Below are 2,633 nucleotides of genomic sequence, written 5' to 3'. Positions count from 1 at the left end.
CGCAAGCCTCAAGCTCGAGGCGGGCTGGTGAGGAAAGAAAGTCAGGGCGGATCATAAGCAATAGCTGAATCGTTCCAAACCCAGCAGTCAAGTCAACAAATTCGGCTTCTGCAGGACTCGGAGTATAACAAAATCCTCGCCCATAATCTGAGAAGGCGCATCCCAGAGTTCTTCAACTTTATGAAGGTTGAACAACAAATTGAATGGAATGAGCGCCTTTGGTGCATGCATGCGTGGGGCAGCAAAGGGGACGCCAACTCGGGAACATACCGGTATATTTGCGCTCATTACGACCTTCCCTTTCTCAATTTTAGCCAAGCCTCGTTCGATGTCGCATGCAAGTCGGCAATCGAACAGCTGAATAATAGAGATTCTCAAGATTATGCGTTTGACTATATCTTAATTGACGAGAGCCAGGATTTTCCCCAATCTTTCTTGGATCTGTGCGAGCTGGTCGCACGGGAGTATGTGATTGTGGCCGGCGATATTTTTCAGAGCATCTTTGATGCTAAAATAAAGCCCAGTATTTCCCCCGACTTTCTCCTTAGAAAATGCTATCGAACCGACCCACGTGCATTGATGTTTGCTCACTCATTGGGGATGGGGCTCTTTGAAGACAAAAAACTCCGTTGGCTCGAAGATGATGAATGGATTACGTGCGGATACATAGTCGAAACATCCCCCGACAAAAGCTTCTACCGTCTGAAGAGGGAGCCCCTACGACGCTTTGAGGACATAGCAAACGCGGATACGCCAGCAGTAGCTGTATTGGAGCAGCCGACCAACGATCTTAAGGCTATTTCGGAGACAATACTGAGTGCAATCGAAGATATAAGTCAAAACCACCCGACGGTGACTCCCGACGATATTGGTATCATTTTGGTCGATAGCGGAAATGCAATCTATGCGTTGTCAGACGTCCTTGCTCAGATGATACCGCGACGCACGGGTTGGCATGTGAACAAGGCTGTAGAAACAAAACAAAAGATTCCTGGTAGGATTTTTATTAGCAACCGCAATAATGTGAAAGGACTAGAATTCCCCTTTGTTGTTTGCGTGACCAGCGGATTGAACAGAGATTACGCCTATCGGAACTCGCTTTACATGACGATGACTAGGTCCTTTTTAAAGTCATATCTCATTATTACCTCGAAGCAAGATCATGGGTTGATGGATAAGATCATGGGCGGTCTAGAGGTTATTAATAGGGATGGCGTCATAGAAGCGCAGCCTCCGACCGCCGAAGAGCGCGAGGAAATCATGACGACGATCACGCAAGCGAATATTCGGACATCTTTTTATGACGTCTGCGAAGAGATATTCAACGAGCTGGATGTGTTTCCAATATTTAGACAGGAACTGAGAAAGGTAATTACTTCGACAGCAAGTGAAGACTTCGATCGAGACGAAATCCTCCGTATTGCGAGTTTTAATTACGAAAATATGCTTAAGAAGGGCGAGAGATGAAGGAACTCTCTTTTAAACTGGATGAGTATCAACTCGGAGCTTTGTTTCAACCGTTCCGGAAAAAGCCAAATATCGTTCTCTTCTGGATGGAGGCCATCAAGCTCATTTCCTCCTACGTACCACCTTCCTCTGAAGACAGCGCGGGTGAACTGCTTGTGCAGTACGGCAAGATGAGACGAATAATCGTCTATTCCAAGAGCAAAGCGTTTTCAACAGCGTTTCCCTTCTCAATCTCCGATGTCGACGGCGTAATAAAGTTTAGTTTGAGCTCAGGGATAGAAATCACTAGTCGGATATCGTCCGAAGTAGTTTCCTTTTTCAGCACTGGGAAGGCTTTTGGGAACGACGAGGCCTTAGGTCTGCTTGATGACCTTGAGCAATCCAGTAGCGATCCTGACACGCTATGGAGGGTTTTAGGTGAGCTAATCCAATCAGATGACGGCTATATTCGGTTTGATCATGATCCTGAGCGGGAGAATGGTGATTTGCACCCCTTAAATCATTTAGATATATTCTATTCACAATCAGCAACATTCAAAATAGGATTGAGGCGGAAGTATAAGGTTGTGCAGATGATTGATATTCTCGACATAAATTCTAATTGCAGTTTTTTAGAAGTGAAGTAAATCTCCCCCCGTTTACGCCGGACACCTTTACCAAGAGCGTGAATTGATTACGAAGTTTCGGTTTGGAGATGGAGGTGTTTAGCGGGAATGCAGTATAGTACCGGCAGGTGAAGTATGCCTCTTTTCTCACTGCATCAGTTCGTGAAACGCACGGCGGAGACTGGCTTCCCTCCCTATGTGCCTAATGTCTATGTCTATTTTTCGGGGCAGATATAAGACACTCGCTGGAAGGCTGACGAAAGGCCGGTTTGGACCTTGAGCGCCCTGCCCGCTGCTGATGCTGACGGTCGTGTGCATGGGCTAGCTGAGTTGAATATTTTGATCACCATTGCGGACACCGTGCGGACACGGGTTTGCGCAACGCATAAAGCGCCCCGTAGGGCGCTGCGTAAGGTGCTGATATGATGTATAATTCTGGTTGCGGGGACAGGATTTGAACCTGTGACCTTCAGGTTATGAGCCTGACGAGCTACCTGGCTGCTCCACCCCGCGTTGGTTGTTTAGGAATGGTTGATTATCAGGTTTGGCGGTGAGCTACTC

The 2,633-nt window shown here is 47.0% G+C and carries 2 protein-coding genes and 1 tRNA gene; 2 read left to right on the top strand and 1 reads right to left on the bottom strand.

All coding sequences use genetic code 11. The features are described from left to right. The first annotated feature begins 60 nt into the window (after positions 1-60). Both ROE7235_RS19255 and ROE7235_RS19250 read left to right on the top strand, forming a co-directional pair. The gene (locus ROE7235_RS19255; protein ID WP_503128430.1) at positions 61-1,467 is read left to right on the top strand and encodes an STM2767 family DEAD/DEAH box helicase; all 1,407 of its coding nucleotides are present in this window, start codon (positions 61-63) and stop codon (positions 1,465-1,467) included. Further along, the gene (locus ROE7235_RS19250) at positions 1,464-2,093 is read left to right on the top strand and encodes an STM2766 family helicase-associated protein (RefSeq protein ID WP_121097594.1); all 630 of its coding nucleotides are present in this window, start codon (positions 1,464-1,466) and stop codon (positions 2,091-2,093) included. The genes ROE7235_RS19255 and ROE7235_RS19250 overlap by 4 nt, the downstream gene beginning before the upstream one ends. 415 nt (positions 2,094-2,508) lie before the next feature. On the opposite strand, the gene ROE7235_RS19245 is transcribed toward ROE7235_RS19250, so the two are convergent. Next, positions 2,509-2,585, bottom strand: a tRNA-Met gene (locus tag ROE7235_RS19245). Between the last annotated feature and the right edge of the window lie 48 nt (positions 2,586-2,633).

This window comes from Roseinatronobacter ekhonensis (assembly GCF_900499075.1).
Classification (GTDB): Bacteria; Pseudomonadota; Alphaproteobacteria; order Rhodobacterales; family Rhodobacteraceae; genus Roseinatronobacter; species Roseinatronobacter ekhonensis.
This window is presented reverse-complemented; position numbering and strand designations above follow the sequence as displayed.